This is a genomic window from Mesorhizobium sp. WSM4836 (assembly GCF_055811815.1).
In genome coordinates, this window is record NZ_JBVVQF010000022.1 from 66,775 (window position 1) to 82,331 (window position 15,557).

The following is a 15,557-nucleotide window of genomic DNA, read 5'->3' on the forward strand; positions in this document are numbered from 1 at the left end:
TACAGCCTGGTGGATTCAGAGCCAGGAAGCAAGAAAGGGCGGGAATTTCCCCGCCCTCGCCACCACGGATCTTCTCTTGAAAATCAGCTTTTCACGATCGATTTGCCGGCATATCGCGCCTGCTTGCCGAGCTCCTCTTCGATGCGGATCAGCTGGTTGTACTTGGCCATGCGATCCGAGCGTGACAGCGAGCCCGTCTTGATCTGCCCGCAATTGGTGGCGACGGCGAGGTCGGCGATGGTCGAATCCTCGGTCTCGCCCGAGCGATGCGACATCACGGCGCTATAGCCGGCCTTGTGTGCGGTCTCGACGGCGTCGAGCGTCTCGGTAAGCGAGCCGATCTGGTTGACCTTGACCAGGATCGAATTGGCGACACCCATGCGGATGCCGTCGCGCAACCGCGCCGTGTTGGTGACGAACAGATCGTCGCCAACCAGCTGCGTTTGCTTGCCGATGAGATCGGTCAGCATTTTCCAACCGTCCCAGTCATCCTCGGCTAGGCCGTCCTCAATGGTGATGATCGGGTAGTCGGCAGCGAGTTTGGCTAGATATCTTGCCTGCGCCTTCGGGTCGCGGGTTTTCCTCTCGCCTTCATAGACGTAGTTGCCATCCTTAAAGAATTCGGTCGCCGCGCAGTCGAGGCCTAGCGCAACCTCCTCGCCGGGCTTGAAGCCAGCCTGCTCAATCGATTCCATGATGAAGTCGAGCGCGGCCGGCGCGCTTTTCAGGTTGGGGGCAAAGCCGCCCTCGTCGCCGACATTGGTATTGTGGCCGGCGTCCTTCAACTTCCTTCGCAGCGTATGAAAGATCTCCGATCCCCAGCGCACGCCGTCGCGCAGCGTCGGCGCGCCGATCGGCAGGATCATGAATTCCTGGAAATCGATCGGGTTGTCGGCATGCGCGCCGCCATTGATGATGTTCATCATCGGCACCGGCAGCACATGGGCCTTGGTGCCGCCGACATAACGATAGAGCGGCAGGTCGGCCGCTTCGGCCGCGGCCTTGGCCACCGCCAGCGACACGCCGAGGATGGCGTTGGCGCCGAGCCGGCTCTTGTTGGGCGTACCATCGAGCTCGATCATGGTCTGGTCGATATGGATCTGATTTTCGGCCTCCATGCCGCCGATCGCCTCGAACAGTTCGCCCCTCACCGCCTCGACCGCCGTGAGCACGCCTTTGCCGAGATAGCGGGCGCCGCCATCACGCAGTTCGACCGCCTCATGGGCGCCGGTAGAGGCGCCGGACGGCACCGCGGCGCGACCCATCGAGCCGTCTTCGAGCACGACGTCGACCTCGACGGTCGGATTTCCGCGGCTGTCCAGGATTTCACGCCCGACAATGTCGATGATGGCCGTCATTGCGATGTCCCCGATTGATCGATTGAAGCGTCGCGCACCTCTTAGCCAAAGCGCCGCAAAACGCAATCGGGGCACTTGCAAATATTGCCCGCGCGCCAGGGATTCACGAAGCACGAAGCACTGTCATCATTTGTCATGCGCGGCATGGCGCTTTCTGGTCTATGGCTGTTGTCGCGCGGGGCGAAACAGGAGGAGTTTCGCCATGTCCCAGTTGAGCGGTATTGTGAGTTTGTTCCTGATCGCGGCTGCGCTCCTGACGTCGTGCGACAATCAGCAATCCCCGCAGGGATCGTCGCCTTTGCCGGCCCTGCAGATTGCGCAGTAGCATCCCGCCACATCGAAAGGCCCCCGATTTTCCGGGGGCCTTTTTGATTTCAGGAGACTTAGTCAGTGCCAGTAAGGCTCGACCTTGTAGTAGTTGTATGAGGCGTCACGCGCGGCCTCGCCGTCTGCGCCGGTCAGTTCGTTGATCGAATAGGAAGGAGCGGCCATCAACTGGTCTTTGGTGAACGGCACGACATAGCCGCCCTTGTTCTCGTCATAATCAAGGCTCGCCCACGGAATGGCGTGGTATTTCTCGCCAATGCCGAGAAATCCGCCAAACCCGATCACGGCAAACATGATTCCGTTCGACAATTTGTCGAGCATGACGTCCTCGATGTCGCCGATATGAGTGCCTTCCGTATTGTAGACCGATGTGCCGATAACCCGCGAAGCGGCGATGGCTTCGGTGTGTCCTGTCTGGGTCGTCATGGTGTGCTCCTCGTCGTCGTTGACATTAGATTTTGACAATGAGGGTCGCGGGCTAAGGTTCCAGGCGGGTTCGAAATTCTTCAAGTTTCTTGGCGACGGCTGCTGTGGCGCAACTGGTGGTTCAATCCACGCTCTTGGCGATGCGATCGAACGCCATTAGCCGTTCAAGCAATGCGGGAAGATGCTTCAGCGGCACCATGTTGGGACCGTCGGAAGGCGCGTTGTCGGGGTCCTGGTGCGTCTCGATGAAGACGCCGGCGACGCCAACCGCGACGGCCGCGCGCGCCAGCGTCTCGACAAAGCGCCGGTCGCCTCCAGACGAACCGCCCAGCCCACCCGGCTGCTGCACGGAATGGGTGGCATCGAAAATCACCGGCGCGCCGATCTCGGCCATGATCGGCAGCGCCCGCATGTCGGACACCAGGGTGTTGTAGCCAAAGGATGCGCCGCGCTCGGTGACCAAGACATTGGCGTTGCCGGACCCGGTGATCTTGGCGACGACGTTCTTCATATCCCACGGCGCGAGGAATTGGCCCTTCTTCACATTGACCACCTTGCCGGTTTTTGCTGCAGCAATCAGCAAATCGGTCTGCCGGCTAAGGAAGGCAGGAATCTGCAAGATATCGGCATGCGGCGCGACGATCGCACATTGTTCCTCGGCGTGGACGTCGGTCAGGATCGGCAGCGACAAATCCTTGCGCAAATCGTCGAAGATCGGCATTGCCGTTTCAAGTCCCGCACCGCGCGTGCCGCCAAGCGAAGTGCGATTGGCCTTGTCGTAGCTGGTCTTGTAGACGAGCCCAATGCCGAGCCTTTCGGCCAATTCCTTCAGCGCGCCGGCCATGTCGAAAGCGTGCTGCCGCGATTCCAGCTGGCATGGACCGGCGATCAGCGTCAGGGGCGCGCTGTTGCCGAAAAGGACCTTGCCGACCGCAACGGAGGAATTTGGCATCGGTGGATTGAGCTTGTTCATGCGATCTCCCGGAAGATGAAGGCTGCGCCCTGCCCTGGCGCCGGCGGCACGATGATATCACCGCCGCGCGTGTGGTGTTCGACGGAATTGGCTGCTAGCAGCTTGGCGACGGCGTCGCCGTGCCTAATCGAAAAGATGATCGCAGCAAAGCGGAATCCAGATGGCGCGCCGGCAGGGATGCCGAAGCGTGCCGAATAGGCTGCAGGATCCAGAATGGTCACAACGGCGTTCGGCAGCTCATAGACAGTGCTGCGCTGCGCCTCGATTCCGGCTGCGATCGAAATCAAATGGCCTTGTTCGAAAGGTTCGCCACTGACGGCCACGATTTCGACAATGCCGGTCGCGCCATTGGCGTGGGCCTGCAAAACAGTGCGGTCGACGTTCGGCGCATTGATCCGCTCGCAGGCGAAGAGAAACGCGTCCGCTGCCTTTCCTGTAGCCGCGAAGGCCAGTTTGAACGATGCGGTGTCGCTCTTTCCCGTTGCATCGGTGAAGGCGCGCGAAAAACTGAGCATGTCTCCCGCCGACAAACCGGCTTCCATATAGCGCGCGTGGTCCGCGGCGGCGCTTTCGGTGCCCAGCGCCACGGCAGAAAATCCTTCATCGCCGTTTTCTTCGCGATCGGTGCGATCACGCGCGACAAAGACATTGCGGTTCGTGATCGCCGTTGCGACGGCCTGTCTGTCGGCGACCGCGAGCGGCTCGAGATAGGTGCCTTCGGTGAGAAAGACACAGCAGTTTTCCGTTCCGAAAGGATGGATACCCCTCGGCGCAACGGTAAAGCCGAGCAGGGTCAAGCGCGCCCGCGCAACATCGAGGCTCGCGGTCGGCAACACCAGATGATCGAGCGGATGCGGGCTTGCGAGGGTGTTCTCGGTCATGTCCCGCGCGATGTGCCTCATTCCTGAAAATGGTTCAAGGGCTTAGCCCGCCTCACCGGCAAGACCACATCAGGGCGTAGGGACAACGGCTCGTCAACTTGCAACGATGTCGGCCGAATAACGCAATTCGCGCAGCGGTTTGACCCGGTTGGTCGTCTCCGCATAGAGCGGATGCGCCTTGTAGGCGGCGAGCGCTGCTTCGTCCTCGAACTCGGCATAAACGACCACATCGATCTCATCCGAGAGCGGGTCGACCTTGGTGTTGAGCGTTACCTCGAAATGACGCGAATGAGGTATCTTGCCAAGCGCCAGGAGGCCCGTGCGCACTGCCTCGACATCCGCTTTATGCCGTGCGCTGAAGAAAACGATATGCCGGATCAACCCAGCCTCCTCGACCCGTTGGACCGGCGTTCTTTTGTGTCAGCGGGAGCGTGACGTCAATCGGCAGGTTTGTCGCGTCGGCAAACCGTGGCAACGAAGAGAGCTAAACCATGCTGGTTACATAGTGGACGATGCGGGTCAGCTCCCTGACCGTCCTGTCGAGGTAGCGGCCTTGGTTGTAAATGCCGTCCCAGATCAGAAAAAAGGTGACGGCCGTGATGATGATGACATAACGCATGACTAAAACTAGCGCATATGGACGGCTGCAACCATAGCGATTCCGGCCCTGCTGGGACCCTCCCCCGGATTTTTGGCGAGCCTTAATCCAGTTGCGATGGGATTCTTGCTGGCCTCGCCTCGGTCTCGACCCTGCCGACAAGCCGACTGTCGCGGACGACCAGCGCATCATCGATTCTCAGATGGGCCTGGTTGGCTTAGGCCCGGGCGGAGAACGGGTGCAGCATGATCAGCGCTTCGCTGGCGGCGGCGCCGGCAAGGAACTTGCGGCGGGAGACGGGATGGCGCGGTTGGTACATGCGTTTTCTCTCTTTTCCACCGCTTTCCACCGCGTGGCAAGTCCTGCCCGAACCACCGCGTGGCAAGTCCTGCCCGAAGCAAAGCTTCGCGCCGAATTTCGCTCAAATCCATGGGGAAGTCCGGTCCAACAGCAAGTCCAGTCGACCAGAACAAGTGACGTGCAGATGACCATGGGTCTGCGAACAATCAGCCCTTATCGTCGTCGCCCTGCGTGATCAGTCGCGCGCTGCGCTGGCCGGTGAAGTAGATCCATAGCCAGCTCAGGGAAACCGTAAGCCGGTTACGAAAGCCGATCAGGAAGTAAATATGCGCCAAGCCCCATAGCCACCAGGCAAGCCGGCCGGTGAGCCTGATCCAGCCGAAATCGATGGCCGCGGCGCGCTTGCCGATCGTCGCCAGATCGCCGTCATGCCTGTAGCGGAACGGACGCGGTGTCGCGTCGCCGGTGAGCCTCGCCGTGATCGTTGCGGCGACATGCCGTCCCTGCTGCTTGGCTGCGGGCGCGACGCCCGGCACCAGCCGGCCATCCGGCCGCAGGACGTGAGCTGCGTCACCGATGACGAAAATCTCCGGGTTTCCCGGCACGCTCAGGTCCGGCTCGACAAGCACCCTGCCTGCGCGGTCCGCTGCCGCGCCGAGCCATTCGGCGGCCGGCGAAGCGGCGACGCCCGCCGCCCAAACAATGGTCCTGGCCGGCAAATGCGTGTCGCCGAAGACGACACCCTCGGCATCGCAGCGCGTAACCGCCCTGCCGAGTTCGACGGTCACGCCGAGCCGCTCGAGCGCCTTCGTTGCATAATCTGAGAGTTCGGGAGCGAAATTGGAGAGGATGCGGTCGCCGGCCTCGATCAGCACCACACGGGTCTCGCGCGGTTCGATGTTGCGGAACTCGCCGCGCAGCGTGTCATGCGCCAGTTCGGCAATAGTGCCGGCCAGTTCCACGCCGGTCGGCCCGCCGCCGACGATCGCCAGAGTGAGCAGTGCCTGGCGCTTGGCGGGATCGGTTTCCCGCTCGGCCTGCTCGAAAGCCAAAAGAATGCGCCATCGAATGGTGGTGGCGTCCTCCAGCGTCTTCAGGCCCGGCGCGAACGGCTCCCATTCGTCATGGCCGAAATAGGCATGTCGCGCGCCAGTGGCCAGCACCAATGTGTCGTAAGCGACCGTGCCGCCGTCCTGCAGCAGCACGCGTTTGCCGTCGCGGTCGATTCCGGTCACGGTGGCGAGCAGCGTCGTTATGTCATTACGCTTGCGCAGGAGATGGCGGATCGGCCAGGCCACTTCGGAGGTCGCCAGAGCCGTCGTCGCCACCTGGTAGAGCAGCGGCTGAAACAGATGGTGATTGCGCCTGTCGATCATAGTGATGCGCACTGGCGCGCCGGCAAGTGCGCGTGTGAATTCGAGGCCGCCGAAACCGGCGCCTACGACGACGACGTGATGGTTTGCCGTGTTCATCTCACTCATCCCTCTCGCCAAGGCCGATGTATGTATTGTTGTGCAGTGCAGCAATGCCTGCGCAGCAACTGGCCTGGGACTCGTCGCTTGATGTCGTGAATACGCATGCTGCAGACTCATTCCCGGATATAGCTTACGTCCCGGTTACGATTGGGTTGGAACAACACATTGCAGGTGAAGCATGGCTAGGAATGAAGACGAAGGCTCAGCGCAGTACGCCTCGCCTCCTTGTTTTATGCACGAGCTCGACCCGGAGTTCCAAGCGCCGCTATCCGACTGGACCGATGTAAGGCGCTGGCGCAAGGCCGAGCGCGAGCGGTTGATCGCATCCCGCCTTGCCGTTTCAGCCGAGACGCGCGCAGCCATGTCGCAGCGCATTGCCGAAGGGCTCGACGCGGTGATCGGCGACATCGCCGGCCGCATGGTCAGCCTCTACTGGCCGTTTCGCGGCGAGCCGGACCTGCGTCCCTGGATTGAAACCGTTAACGCGCGGGGCGGCCGGACGGCGTTGCCCGTCGTCGTCGAGAAAGACCGGCCGCTAGTCTTTCGGGCCTATACCCACGGAGACCGGCTGGAGAAGGGCGTCTGGAACATCCCGATACCGGCCGAGGGCGATCCGGTGCTGCCCGACATCGTCATTTCGCCGATCGTCGGCATCGATCCCAGGCAGTTTCGCCTGGGTTATGGCGGCGGCTTCTTCGATCGCACGCTTGCCGCGATGCCATTCAAGCCGCTGGTCATCGGCGTCGGCTACGAACTGCAGCGCATCGTCACCATCTACCCGCAGCCGCACGACATCCCGATGGACCGTGTGGTGACCGAGGCGTTCAACAGCTAGGCGGGTTTTGGGGCCTGGGCGAGTTCGGGGCCTAGGCGAGCTCAGGCTTCATTCCCACGGCTGTGCGATCGACGATTTCGCGCAAGGCAAAGGACGAATTGATCTTCGTCACATGCGGCATTGCCGACAGCCACTCCTTGTGGATGCGTTCGTAGTCGACGAGATCCTTCGCCGCGATGCGCAGGATGTAATCGTACTCACCCGACATCAGATGGCAGGACAGGACGTTCGGGCAGCGCTTTATCGCCGCCTCGAAATCCGACAGCGTTTTCTCGAACTGCCCGGACAGCGATATATGCACGATCGCCGTCATCTGGTGCCCAAGTGCAGCGTTGGACAACCGGGCGTGATAGCCGCGGATGGTTCCGGATTTCTCCAGATTGTCCAGCCGCCGCGAACAGGCCGACTGCGACAGGCCGACCTTTTCGGCGAGCGCCGCGTTGGGTATCCGCCCGTCTTTCTGCAACGTCTCGAGAATGGCGATATCAATCCTGTCGAGCGGCATTTTTGCGGGTTCCTGCGACAATTCTGGCGTTTTGCGCAACGACTATCGAAGAGCGGCCTCACAGGCAAGCGCATTCGCAAACACTTACCGAATGATTCGTGGTTCACTATCTCTAGACAGGGAACAGCCCCAAAAGGGGTCGATCAGGAGAAGAAAGATGCGCATCGGTTGCCCCCGGGAAATCAAGAACCATGAATACCGCGTGGGCCTGACACCGGGCTCGGTCCGCGAATATGTCGCGCATGGCCATGAAGTGCTGATCGAGACCGGCGCCGGCGCCGGCATCGGCGCCGATGACAACGCGTATCGCGCCGCCGGCGCCACGATTGCCAAGGCGGCCGCCGACGTTTTTGCCAAGTCCGACATGATCGTTAAGGTCAAGGAGCCGCAGCCCAATGAATGGGCTCAGCTCCGCGACGGCCAGATCCTCTATACCTATCTGCATCTTGCTCCGGATCCGGAGCAGACACGGGGCCTGCTGGCCTCCGGCGTGACCGCAATAGCTTACGAGACCGTCACCGATGAGCGCGGCGGCCTGCCGCTCTTGGCGCCGATGTCGGAAGTTGCCGGTCGCCTGTCGATCCAGGCGGGCGCCACCGCGCTGCAAAAGGCCAATGGCGGCCGCGGCGTGCTGCTTGGCGGCGTGCCCGGCGTGCTGCCCGGCAAGGTAACCGTGCTCGGCGGCGGCGTCGTCGGCCTGCATGCCGCACGGATGGCGGCCGGCCTTGGCGCCGACGTCACCATCATCGACCGCTCGATCCCGCGTCTGCGCCAACTCGACGACATCTTTGGCGGTCGCGTCCACACCCGCTACTCGACCGTCGAGGCGCTGGAGGAAGAATGTTTTTCGGCCGACATCGTCGTCGGCGCCGTGCTGATCCCGGGGGCAGCAGCGCCCAAGCTGGTGACGCGCGAAATGCTGTCGGGCATGAAGAAAGGCGCCGTGCTGGTCGATGTCGCCATCGACCAGGGCGGCTGCTTTGAGACATCGCACGCCACCACCCATGCCGAGCCGACCTATGAAGTTGACGGCGTCATCCACTATTGCGTCGCCAACATGCCGGGTGCGGTGCCGGTCACCTCGGCCCACGCGCTCAACAATGCGACACTGCACTATGGCCTGCAACTCGCCGACAAGGGTCTCAAGGCGCTGGTCGACGACCACCATCTGCGCAACGGGCTGAACGTTCACAAGGGCAAGATCACGAATCGCGCAGTGGCCGAAGCGCTCGGTTACGAGCTGGTCGAATCAAACACCGTTCTCGCGGCCTGATTTCCAACCGTTTCTTTCTGATGAGTCGCCGATGCCGTCGGCGGCTTGCTTGTTCACAGGCAATTTTCACGGTCTACGGCCGGTTTTGCCCGCATTAAGTGCCCGTTTGATGCAATGCGCCCTTTCTGTGGCTTTTTTGTTACAGCCGCCACAATGAGCCGATGCTACTTAGATGCAGGTTTTCACCTAGGGGCAGGGCAATGATCAGCAGAAAATTTACGAAATCTCTTCTTCTCGGCGCAGTTTCCGTTCTGGCGCTTGGGTCGGTTTCTCATGCCGCCGACGTGGTCGAACCGGTCGTCGAAACAGCGGGCTTCAACTGGAGTGGACTCTATGTCGGCTTTGGCGTTGGCGCAGGGGCGAACGTCCACAAGCTTAGCACCGACTTGTTTCCCGTGTCGTTCAACGGCATTGGCGGCGAAGGCGTCTACGGTGAACTCACCGTTGGGTACGACTACATGGTAGCGCCGCGCTTCCTGATCGGCGGACTTTTGGACGCTCATGTCGGCAACATCGAGACCTCGCTCGACGTTGCTGGGTTCGACGCGTCGGTCAAAGAGACCTATGGTTTCGACGCTGGTTTGCGGGCAGGCTACCTCTTCACGCCAAACACTTTGGGCTATGTGCTTGGAGGCTATTCCTGGCAGAAATACAAATTCGACACGGACGCAGGTTTTGACTTCGATTGGGACCAGAACGGCTATTTCGTCGGGGCCGGCATGGAAACGGCCATCAACAGCAACTGGACCATCAAAACCGAATACCGCTATACCGCCTTCAACACCGAGAACATTCTTTCCGAATTCGGCGTACCGGACGGCATTCTCGACACCGACACATCGCGGCATACGTTCCAGGTTGCGGCCAACTACCGCTTTGGCGCCCAGAATGGCGGCGTCGCGTCGTTTGAAGCTCCTGCCTACAACTGGACGGGCTTCTACATCGGCGGTGCAGGTGGTGCGGGTGCGTCAGTACATCAGATCAACGTTCCCCCGCTTGCCGACCTGGAATTCAACGGGATCGGCGGCGAAGGTGTGTTCGGTGAATTGAACGCCGGCTACGACCATGATTTCGGCAGCTGGGTTGCGGGTGTGATGGTGGATGCTCGCTACTCGGGCATGACTACGGAACTGGAGGTGCCCGGCGGATCCGTCAATCTGGACACAGATTATGGCTTCGATGTGCTGGGCCGGGTCGGTTTGAAAGTTAACGAATCGACCCTCGCCTACGTGCTTGGCGGTTACAGCTGGCAGCATTTCGATCTGAACGCATCTTCACCCATCGGCGACATCATCGATTGGGGTTCGAGCGGCTTCTCGGTCGGTGGTGGTCTGGAAGCGGCGGTGACCGACAAGGTAACCGTCGGTCTTGAGTATCGCTATTCGCAGTTTGCCGAGAAGGATATTCTGGAGGAGTTTGGAGGGCCTGGCGACATCCTCACGACCACTCCTTCTTTCCACACCGTCCGCATCGGTGCCAAGTATAAGTTCAACTAAGGCCCTCCAGGCAAATCGTATGAGCCCGCCGGCTAATCCCGGCGGGTTTTTTCTTTTGCGAACAATGCAATTCAATTCAGGCAACAAAAAAGCGGAGCCAAAGCCCCGCTTCCTCGGTTGTCGAGAATTCCCGCCGGTTCATCCGCGGTCGGCAAATCGATCGACAGTCGCTTTCTACCGCAGGTATGCGACGGGAGTGCGACAGCCTCAAGCCGATGCAGCCTGTCCGGTTACGCGCGGTCGATTCGGCACTGATAGCAATTGTTGCGCGCCGAGCGGATGTGGACGTAAGCAATGTCGTCGCGTTCGAACAACGTCTCTGCCCGTACGGCAATGGCGTCGGTCGGAATGACGCCGCCGCTGCCGTAAACGATGCGGTCGTCCCTGCCGTAGCCACGCACGATGTAATCGCTGCTTTCGAGCATTTCAGGAAGCACCTCCGCTTCGGCGGCGCGTTCGCATTCCTCGGCGTGAAGGAAGATCGGCCCGGTTTCTGCATAAGGCTGCAGCTCCGGAAAAGGCCGATAGGCCAGAACGAGATAGGCTTGTCCCGCAGCAACGTTTTTCAAGCAATGACGGCAAGGCACGCCGTCTCCGTCCGAAATCTGCCGCTCTGGCTTTAAGCCATAAGCATCCGCCCCGCCGCGCTGAAGTGCGCGGACGGCATCGCTTGGCAAGGCTTTGAATTTTAGGGGCATGGCAAAATCTCCGGTGTCGTTGACCGGAAAATATGCTCGCAAGAGAGAGCTTCCCACCCGATTCCTGCCGAAATAGATCAGTCCATCAACGCGTCGAGACCACGAACCAGACCTTTGATCTGCTGTACTCGCCTGATGGCGAGCAGCGTGCCCGCCACGTAAGGCGCCGCGGACGAGCCGGCGTCATGGCGGACGGTCAGCCGCTCGTCGGGCAGCCCGAAAAGCGCCTCGCAGGATAGGATGTAGGATGGCAGGCGAAGCGCGTGCACTTGCACCCCCTCGCCTGCGCCGACCGCACCACCGCGCGTAGCCGGCACGCCGGAGACCTCGGATACCGGCTTTGCCGTCGAAGCCTTGCGGATGTCGGCCAGCGCTTCGGCAAGCTCGCGCGCCGTGCCTGACGGGGCGTCGGGCTTCTTTGCACTGGCATAATCGATGACCTCGACGTCCGGCACGTATTTCGCCGCCATCAACGCAAAACGCTTCATCAGCGTGGCGGTGATGGAAAAATTGCCGGCGGCAACGACGCCGACGCCGTTGGCGCCCGCCGCGGCGTCGATCTCGGCATAGTCGGCAGCACCCAGTCCCGATGTGCCGATCACAGCGTGCCGTCCCTTGTCGATGGCGAGCAGCACATGGTCTTTCACGACATGCGGCTTGGTGAAGTCGACCAGCACGTCCGACGACGCCTCCAGCGCCTCGGCCAGCGTGGCCGAAACGGCAATGCCACTAGCCGGCATGCCAACCAGCAGTCCGGAATCCTGCCCCGCGCCGCTGCGTGACACAGCCCCGGCCAGCGCCATGTCGCCTTGCGCCCCGATCGCTGGAACCAGCGCCTTGCCGACCCAGCCGGTCGCGCCGGCCATTACCACCCGTATTGCCATCGTGCCATCCTCCATCACTATCGGTTTCTGGACGACAGCGATATGGAAAGAGCCCAGCCCATTCAAGTCGGGCTTGCCTTTGAGTGTTGATCCAGACCCTGGGGCGTAGCAACGACAAGCTGAAGCCTGGTTGAACGGCCCTGACAGTCAGGGCCGCATGACGCTGGCCGCGCGCTCGGCAAAAGACATCGGATGTACGACCTCCTTTTTTTGCGCCACTGGCGTAAAGCCGAGTTTTTGATAGAGCGGCAGTGCCGCGGGGTGATCGAGGGTGCAGGTCTGCACGGTTACCCGCCTTGGCCCGTGCGACCATGCTGCGGCGATTGCCGCGCCGAGGAACCAGCGGCCGATGCCCTGCCCGGTCGCGTGCTCCATCATTCCGAAATAAGCGAGTTCGACTTCCTCCGGCAAATGCGGCTTGAGGTCGAAGAAACCGGCCGGCGCACCATCCAGATAAAGCACCCTGATGTCGCGGTCCTCGCGGTGGATGCCCGCCGCAAGCTCCTCGTCGCTCAGCCTCAGCACATTGACCCAGTGCCACTTGCGGCCGACCCGATCCATCAAATAGCGGTAGAAATGCAGCGGAATGTCTTTGGTCTTGAGCAGCGCGATCTGGCGGTTGTACGGCAGCGGCGGCGAATGAGCAGGCGGCACATGCATTTCGAGAAACGTCACGGTGACGTCGATGTGTTCCAGGGATCCGTCTTCCATCCCCGTCAGTCCTTGCCCGTCACGACGGGCGTGTCGGAACGCCCGCCCCATTCGGTCCATGAACCGTCATAAAGCCGGTTGTCGGCATGGCCAAGCGTCTCCAAAGCCAGCGTGATGGCTGCCGCGGTTACGCCCGACCCGCAGGAGGTGACGACCGGCTTCGACAGGTCGATGCCGGCTTCTTCAATCACTTTGCGCAGCCTGTCCCCCGGCAACAATTCGCCATTTTCCGAAAGCGCCGAAAACGGCACGTTGTGCGCGCCCGGCATATGACCGGAGCGGATGCCGGGGCGCGGCTCCGGCTCGGTGCCGGCAAAACGGCCAGGCGAGCGCGCATCGGCGATCTGGCTCTCCCCCGTCTCGACGATCCGGCGCATGTCGGCAAGGCTGGCGACGCGGGCAGCATCGAAGTTGGCATAAAACACGCAAGGCGCGATCTTCGTCGGCTCGGCTGTCACCGGCCGTCCGGCGGCTTTCCAACGGTCGAAACCGCCGTCGAGTATATAGACCTGGAATACGCCCATGACGCGAAACAACCACCAGGCGCGCGGTGCTGAAAAGAACCCTGGCCCGTCATAGACAACAATCGTGTCATCGGCCGAAACACCCATCGCGCCGACATATTGCGCGAAATGCTGCGGCGACGGCAGCGTGTGCGGCAGAGCCGCGTCGGGGTCCGAAACCGCATCCTGGTCGAGGAAGCGGGCGCCTGGAATATGCGCTGCGTCATACTCGGCGCGCGCGTCACGCTTTTGCGCCGGCGGATACCAAGACGCGTCGACAATCGTCAGGCCCGGTTCGCCAAGCCGCTTCTGCAGCCAATCGGCATCGATGGTGAAAGGACTGTCGTCGGCCATCTTTTCTCTCCTGTCCCGCCTGTCGCAGTCCTATATCAGGCTGGCGGCATAGGACCAAAGCGAATGCGGAAGCGCCGGTTCTCGCGACCCTTCTTCTCGATCTTGCCGATATGGATCTCGCCGATTTCGCTGGTGCTCTTTACATGGGTGCCGCCGCAAGGCTGGCTGTCGATCGAAGCGTTCTCGCCGATGCAGACCAATCGGATCCTTCCCGTGCCGGCGGGGGGCCGCACATTCTTGGATTTCACCAGGCCCGGATTGGATGCCAGTTCCTCGTCGGAAATGAGCCGGGTGAAGATCGGGTGGTCGGCTCGCATCAGCTCCATCAGTCTGGCCGTCACGTCTTCCTTGGTAAAGCCGGCGTCCGGGATGTCGAAATCGATACGGCTGTCGTCCTCGGAAACCGCGGCGCCGGTGATCGGGAACGGACAGACGACGGTAAGCAGGTGGCAGGCAGAATGCATGCGCATCAGCAACTGCCGCCGCGGCCAGTCGATGGCGAGCCTCAGGCGCTCGCCCATCTTTGGAACCGCCTGCTCCGGCGCCGGCACATGGATGATCTCGTCCTTGGTTTCGCCGGTGATCGTAGCGGCAATCGCAATGCCGGTACCGTCGGCACGTTCGAGGCTGCCCGTGTCGCCCGGCTGCCCGCCCGATGTGGCGTAAAACACCGTCCGGTCCAGAATGATGCCGCCGCGATCGTTAACTGCGACGACGGTGGCGTCGGCCGTTCCCAGATAGGCGTCGTCACGAAACAGCGCTTCGGTCTTGTCTGCCATCACACGAGCCCCTCGAATGGCACCGAAATCGTGCTCCGTTGCTCCATCCAGCCCGGCACCGGCAGCTTCTTTTCGCGCAGGAATTCAGGATTGAACAGCTTCGACTGGTAGCGCGTGCCGTAATCGCAAAGCATGGTCACGATGGTGTGGCCGGGTCCTAGCTCCCGCGCCAGGCGAATAGCGCCGGCAATGTTGATGCCCGTCGAACCGCCAACGCAAAGCCCCTCCTCCTGAATCAGGTCAAATACGATCGGCAGTGCGTCCTCGTCGGGGATCTGGAAGGCAAAATCGGGTGTAAAGCCTTGAAGGTTGGCGGTGATCCGCCCCTGCCCGATGCCTTCGGTGATCGAGCTGCCCTCGGATTTCAGCTCGCCGATGGTGTAGAAGGAATAGAGCGCTGCCCCCAGCGGATCGGCCAGCGCGATCTTGACCTGGTTGTTTTTGGCCCTCAGCCCTAAACCGACGCCTGCCAGAGTGCCGCCGGAACCGACCGCCGACACGAAACCGTCCACCTTGCCGTCGGTCTGGTTCCAGATTTCTTCGGCGGTGGTGCGGATATGGCCGTCACGGTTGGCGACATTGTCGAACTGGTTGGCCCAGATCGCGCCGTTCGGCTCGGTCTTCGCCATCTGCTCGGCCAGCCGGCCCGACAGCTTCACGTAGTTGTTCGGGTTCTTGTAGGGCACGGCTGGCACTTCCATCAGCTCGGCGCCGAGCAGTTTGATTGTATCCTTCTTTTCCTGGCTCTGGGTGTCGGGAATGACGATCACCGTGCGATAGCCGAGCGCCTTGGCAACCAATGTCAATCCGATGCCGGTATTTCCGGCCGTCCCCTCGACGATGACGCCGCCGGGCCGCAGCAGTCCGCGTTGTTCCGCATCGCGGATGATAAACAGGCCGGCGCGGTCCTTGACCGACTGCCCGGGATTCATGAATTCGGCCTTGCCCAGGATCTCGCAGCCGGTTGCTTCCGAGGCCTTGTTGAGGCGGATCAGGGGCGTGTTGCCGATCGCGTCGATCACAGAACGGGGCATGGGGATTCCTTTGTGGGTGCGGCGAAACCCTAGAAACCCGAAGCTTCGGTTTCAAGGCAAGAATTTGCCTGGTCCAGTCGCATTTCGCACACTGCAATTTCTGCAGCCAGGGGCGCCCGGCCGGTATCATTTCAACCATGTACCGAA

At 61.5% G+C, this 15,557-nt stretch carries 18 protein-coding genes; 4 read left to right on the forward strand and 14 right to left on the reverse strand.

Annotated elements, in window-relative coordinates:
• Window positions 1-83: 83 nt before the first annotated feature.
• Window positions 84-1,358 carry a phosphopyruvate hydratase gene (eno, locus tag AC0L2P_RS23735; protein ID WP_473504568.1) on the reverse strand — a complete coding sequence of 425 codons (1,275 nt, stop codon included), beginning with the start codon at window positions 1,356-1,358 and terminating at the stop codon, window positions 84-86.
• Window positions 1,359-1,560: 202 nt separating this feature from the next.
• Between eno and AC0L2P_RS23740 the strand changes: the two genes are divergently transcribed.
• Window positions 1,561-1,683, forward strand: coding sequence for a hypothetical protein (locus tag AC0L2P_RS23740; RefSeq protein ID WP_473504570.1), 123 nt, complete (start codon window positions 1,561-1,563; stop codon window positions 1,681-1,683).
• A 62-nt stretch (window positions 1,684-1,745) separates the two neighbouring features.
• On the opposite strand, the gene AC0L2P_RS23745 is transcribed toward AC0L2P_RS23740, so the two are convergent.
• The 6 genes from AC0L2P_RS23745 to AC0L2P_RS23770 form a co-directional block, all read right to left on the reverse strand.
• Complete coding sequence (locus AC0L2P_RS23745) at window positions 1,746-2,111, reverse strand: PRC-barrel domain-containing protein (protein ID WP_023675091.1); 366 nt, start codon at window positions 2,109-2,111, stop codon at window positions 1,746-1,748.
• A 121-nt stretch (window positions 2,112-2,232) separates the two neighbouring features.
• Complete coding sequence (kdsA, locus tag AC0L2P_RS23750; RefSeq protein ID WP_473504572.1) at window positions 2,233-3,084, reverse strand: 3-deoxy-8-phosphooctulonate synthase; 852 nt, start codon at window positions 3,082-3,084, stop codon at window positions 2,233-2,235.
• Window positions 3,081-3,965, reverse strand: coding sequence for a VOC family protein (locus tag AC0L2P_RS23755; RefSeq protein WP_473504574.1), 885 nt, complete (start codon window positions 3,963-3,965; stop codon window positions 3,081-3,083). The genes kdsA and AC0L2P_RS23755 overlap by 4 nt, the downstream gene beginning before the upstream one ends.
• A 93-nt stretch (window positions 3,966-4,058) precedes the next feature.
• Window positions 4,059-4,346 carry a Dabb family protein gene (locus tag AC0L2P_RS23760; RefSeq protein WP_473504576.1) on the reverse strand — a complete coding sequence of 96 codons (288 nt, stop codon included), beginning with the start codon at window positions 4,344-4,346 and terminating at the stop codon, window positions 4,059-4,061.
• Between the two features lie 103 nt (window positions 4,347-4,449).
• Window positions 4,450-4,584 (reverse strand): hypothetical protein, encoded by a 135-nt coding sequence (locus AC0L2P_RS23765; protein WP_473504577.1) that lies wholly within the window; start codon window positions 4,582-4,584, stop codon window positions 4,450-4,452.
• A gap of 485 nt (window positions 4,585-5,069) precedes the next feature.
• A complete protein-coding gene (locus AC0L2P_RS23770) occupies window positions 5,070-6,335 on the reverse strand; it encodes an NAD(P)/FAD-dependent oxidoreductase (RefSeq protein ID WP_473504579.1) in 1,266 nt (421 codons plus the stop codon).
• 181 nt (window positions 6,336-6,516) lie between these two features.
• Between AC0L2P_RS23770 and AC0L2P_RS23775 the strand changes: the two genes are divergently transcribed.
• Window positions 6,517-7,173 (forward strand): 5-formyltetrahydrofolate cyclo-ligase, encoded by a 657-nt coding sequence (locus AC0L2P_RS23775; RefSeq protein ID WP_473504581.1) that lies wholly within the window; start codon window positions 6,517-6,519, stop codon window positions 7,171-7,173.
• 31 nt (window positions 7,174-7,204) lie between these two features.
• Here AC0L2P_RS23775 and AC0L2P_RS23780 read toward each other — a convergent pair whose 3' ends face one another.
• Complete coding sequence (locus AC0L2P_RS23780; protein ID WP_023675099.1) at window positions 7,205-7,678, reverse strand: Lrp/AsnC family transcriptional regulator; 474 nt, start codon at window positions 7,676-7,678, stop codon at window positions 7,205-7,207.
• A gap of 157 nt (window positions 7,679-7,835) precedes the next feature.
• Between AC0L2P_RS23780 and ald the strand changes: the two genes are divergently transcribed.
• Window positions 7,836-8,951 (forward strand): alanine dehydrogenase, encoded by a 1,116-nt coding sequence (gene ald, locus AC0L2P_RS23785; protein WP_473504583.1) that lies wholly within the window; start codon window positions 7,836-7,838, stop codon window positions 8,949-8,951.
• Window positions 8,952-9,151: 200 nt separating this feature from the next.
• Window positions 9,152-10,447, forward strand: a complete 1,296-nt coding sequence (locus tag AC0L2P_RS23790; protein ID WP_473504585.1) for an outer membrane protein — start codon at window positions 9,152-9,154, stop codon at window positions 10,445-10,447.
• 230 nt (window positions 10,448-10,677) lie between these two features.
• Here the strand turns inward: AC0L2P_RS23790 and AC0L2P_RS23795 are convergent, their stop codons facing one another.
• From AC0L2P_RS23795 to AC0L2P_RS23820, 6 genes are all read right to left on the reverse strand, one after another.
• A complete protein-coding gene (locus AC0L2P_RS23795) occupies window positions 10,678-11,145 on the reverse strand; it encodes a DUF1203 domain-containing protein (RefSeq protein ID WP_473504587.1) in 468 nt (155 codons plus the stop codon).
• Between the two features lie 77 nt (window positions 11,146-11,222).
• Window positions 11,223-12,029, reverse strand: a complete 807-nt coding sequence (gene dapB, locus AC0L2P_RS23800) for a 4-hydroxy-tetrahydrodipicolinate reductase (RefSeq protein ID WP_473504589.1) — start codon at window positions 12,027-12,029, stop codon at window positions 11,223-11,225.
• 147 nt (window positions 12,030-12,176) lie between these two features.
• Entirely contained in the window at window positions 12,177-12,740 is a 564-nt protein-coding gene (locus AC0L2P_RS23805) for a GNAT family N-acetyltransferase (protein ID WP_473504591.1), read from the reverse strand.
• A 5-nt stretch (window positions 12,741-12,745) separates the two neighbouring features.
• Window positions 12,746-13,597: a 3-mercaptopyruvate sulfurtransferase gene (sseA, locus tag AC0L2P_RS23810; protein ID WP_473504593.1), complete on the reverse strand. Its 852-nt coding sequence runs from the start codon at window positions 13,595-13,597 to the stop codon at window positions 12,746-12,748.
• Between the two features lie 35 nt (window positions 13,598-13,632).
• Window positions 13,633-14,376 carry an alanyl-tRNA editing protein gene (locus tag AC0L2P_RS23815; RefSeq protein ID WP_473504595.1) on the reverse strand — a complete coding sequence of 248 codons (744 nt, stop codon included), beginning with the start codon at window positions 14,374-14,376 and terminating at the stop codon, window positions 13,633-13,635.
• The gene (locus AC0L2P_RS23820; RefSeq protein ID WP_473504597.1) at window positions 14,376-15,410 is read right to left on the reverse strand and encodes a cysteine synthase A; all 1,035 of its coding nucleotides are present in this window, start codon (window positions 15,408-15,410) and stop codon (window positions 14,376-14,378) included. The genes AC0L2P_RS23815 and AC0L2P_RS23820 overlap by 1 nt, the downstream gene beginning before the upstream one ends.
• Window positions 15,411-15,557 lie beyond the last annotated feature (147 nt).